Origin of the sequence: Lysobacter sp. 1R34A (assembly GCF_051217035.1) — a bacterium.
Classification (GTDB): domain Bacteria; phylum Pseudomonadota; class Gammaproteobacteria; order Xanthomonadales; family Xanthomonadaceae; genus Lysobacter.
This window is the reverse complement of sequence record NZ_JBPKJP010000189.1, coordinates 1-2,616: the sequence shown is the minus strand read 5'-3', so window position 1 is coordinate 2,616 and position 2,616 is coordinate 1. Positions and strand designations below refer to the sequence as shown.

General features: G+C 70.3%; 2 protein-coding genes. Both read left to right on the top strand.

What is annotated here, in order from left to right; translation table 11 throughout:
- The first annotated feature begins 69 nt into the window (after positions 1 to 69).
- Positions 70 to 555, top strand: a complete 486-nt coding sequence (gene mreD, locus ACSAMQ_RS20375) for a rod shape-determining protein MreD (protein WP_435397404.1) — start codon at positions 70 to 72, stop codon at positions 553 to 555.
- Positions 555 to 2,616, top strand: a 2,062-nt coding sequence (mrdA, locus tag ACSAMQ_RS20370) for a penicillin-binding protein 2 (RefSeq protein WP_435397403.1), incomplete at its 3' end; no start/stop codon positions are given. The genes mreD and mrdA, both read left to right, overlap by 1 nt.

The following is a 2,616-nucleotide window of genomic DNA, read 5'->3' as shown; positions in this document are numbered from 1 at the left end:
GGCCGCGCGTGCGCCGGCCAATCGCGCGCCGTCCACCGCCCCGACCGCGCCCGCCGCCGGAGACGACCGATGACCCGCGCCCGCCATCACTGGGTGCTGCCGGTCAGTCTGATCGCCGCACTGACCCTGAGCCTGCTGCCCTTGCCGCAGCTGCTGCTGCCGCTGCGGCCGTACTGGCTCGGCCTGGTCCTGGCCTACTGGGTGATCGAAGATCCCGATCGGGTGGGCCTCGGTTTCGCCTTCCTGGTCGGTCTGGCCGGCGATCTGGTCTCGGACGGCCTGCTCGGCGAACAGGCCCTGCGACTGGTGGTGATGGCCTTCATCCTGCAGCGCTTCCGCGCGCGGCTGCGGTTCTTCCCGCTGTCGCAGCAAGCCCTAGCGGTCGGCGGCCTGATGCTCAACGACCGCATCGTCAGCTCGGCGATCCACGTGGTCCTGCGCGAGCCGGCGCTGCCGACGGCGTTCTGGCTGTCGCCGCTGGCCGGCATGCTGCTGTGGCCGCTGATCTTCTTGCTGCTCGACGCCCTGCGTCTGGGCAGTTGGCGGAGGCGTTGATGGGCCCGCGCCGCAGCCCGATCAAGAAACGCGTGCTCAAGAACGCCGCGGCCGAGGCGGATCAGTTCCGCGCCCGCGCCGCGATCGCCTTCGCCTTCGTCCTGCTCGGGGTGATCGGCCTGGGCTTCTGGTACTTCCGCCTGCAGGTCTGGCAGCACGACGACTACGCCATGCGCTCGGAGGCCAACCGGGTCAAGCTGCGCCCGGTGGTGCCGGGGCGCGGGCTGATCTACGACCGTCAGGGCCGGATTCTCGCCGACAACGTGCCCGCGTTCCGGATCGAAGTCACTCCCAGCGAAGCCGGCGACAGCAAGGTCTGGCTGCCGCAGCTGGCCCAGGTCGTTGCGCTGACGCCCGAGGAAATCGCGCGCTTCGAGAGCGAGCGCAAGGCCACCCGCGGCTTCAAGCCGATCGTGCTGAAGATGCGGGTCAGCGACGAAGAGGTCGCCGCGTTCGCGGTCGATCGCTGGCGCTTCCCCGGCGTCGAGCTGGTGTCCTACCTCAACCGCCGCTATCCCTACGGCGACTTGTTCGCGCACGTGATCGGCTATGTCGGGCGCATCGACACCAAGGACGAGGAGGCGATGGGCCAGAACGCCGGCGTGCTGACCCACACCGGCAAGACCGGCCTGGAGCGGTTCTACGACGAACAGTTGCGCGGCCAGATCGGCTACGAGCAGATCGAGACCAACGTCGACGGCCGGCCGATCCGCCAGGTCGGCTACGTCCCGGCCAAGCCCGGCGCCGACCTGCGCCTGAGCATCGACATGGACCTGCAGCAGGCCATGGTCACCGCCTTCGGCGACATGGACGGCTCGGCGGTCGCGGTCGACCCGCGCACCGGCGAGGTGCTGGCGATGGTCAGCCTGCCGAGCTACGACACCAATCTGTTCGTCAACGGCATTTCCAGCGCCGACTACAAGGCGCTGTCGGGCAACCCCTCGCGGCCGCAGTTCAACCGCAACGTGCTCGGCGGCGGCCCGCCGGGCTCGACCATGAAGCCCTTCGTCGCCCTGGCCGGCCTCGACAGCGGCCTGCGCCGCGCCGAAGACCGCACCCTGTCGACCGGCGAGTTCCACATTCCCGGGCAGAAGCGCGGCTATCGCGATTCGCACGGCGGCGGCCACGGCTGGGTCGACCTGCGCGAGTCGATCGCCCAGTCGGTCAACACCTACTACTACAAGCTCGCGCTGGAGATGGGCATCGCCCGCTTCGACGAGTACATGACCCGCTACGGTTTCGGCCAGAAGACCGGCATCGACCTGGCCGGCGAGAACGTCGGCATCCTCCCGTCGCCGCAGTGGAAGGCCAAGCGCAGCAAGGAAGGTTGGTACCCGGGCGAGACCGTCATCGCCGGCATCGGCCAGGGCTATTGGGTGGTGACCGCGCTGCAACTCGCGCGCGGCACCGCGGCGATCGCCAACGGCGGCCGCCTGCAGCAACTGCACCTGGTGCGCGAGAGCCGCACCGGCTACGAAGCGCCGTGGCTGCCCAAGCAGGTCGCCGCGCCGACCCTGATCACCGACAACCCCGCGCATCTGCGCGCGGTGCAGGAAGGCATGATCTCGACCATCCATGGCGCGCGCGGCACCGCGCGGGTGATGGAACGCGGCGCACCGTACCGCATGGCCGGCAAGACCGGCACCGCGCAGAAGATCAGCCGCAAGGGCAACGTCAGCATGAATCCGCATTCGCTGCCGCTGCACCTGCGCCATCAGGCCTTGTTCGTCGGCTATGCGCCGGCCGAAAACCCGACCATCGCGGTCGCGGTGGTGGTCGAGCACGGCGGCTACGGCGGCAGCACCGCCGCGCCGATCGCGCGCAAGATCTTCGACGCCTGGCTGCTCGGCAAGATGCCCGAGCCCTTGCCGGGCAAGAACGACGCGCCGACGGTGCCGAAGCTGGCCGCGGCCGATGCCGCGCCGCCGGCCGAACCGGCGGCGGCCGCGGAGAGCGAATCCAGGATCGTGCCGGTCGCGGTCAACGGCGCCTGGGCCGAAAGCGTGGCCGCGGCGAACGCGGTGGTGGCCGCGCAGCCGGGTCGCGCGCCGCAGGTGCTCG